At 54.9% G+C, this 255-nt stretch carries 1 pseudogene; it reads left to right on the top strand.

The window, feature by feature from the left end:
* A pseudogene (locus IB262_RS36850) lies at positions 1-255 on the top strand (hypothetical protein); the annotation flags it as partial.

Raw genomic sequence — 255 nt, 5'->3', positions numbered from 1 at the left:
CGGGCTTTCGCATCTACAGCCTCATGGAAAACGACTGGTCTTTCGGGGCCAATCTCGAATGGGAGTGGAACCCTTACTCGACAACCAATGTGAACCAGTTGAACGAGGATCACTTCGACTGGGGGACCGATCTGCTGCGCAAGGCGGAAATCTATCTAAATTCGAAGGACTACGGCAAATTCTGGTTCGGCCAGGGCAGCATGGCGTCGGATACGACCGCCGAGGTGGATTTGTCCGGCACGGACGTTGTTGGTT

It is taken from the genome of Ensifer sp. ENS02, assembly GCF_014851885.1.
In the GTDB taxonomy this organism is placed as follows: domain Bacteria; phylum Pseudomonadota; class Alphaproteobacteria; order Rhizobiales; family Rhizobiaceae; genus Ensifer; species Ensifer adhaerens.
The sequence above is the reverse complement of the archived record's forward strand: the minus strand, read 5'-3'. Positions and strand labels throughout refer to the sequence as shown.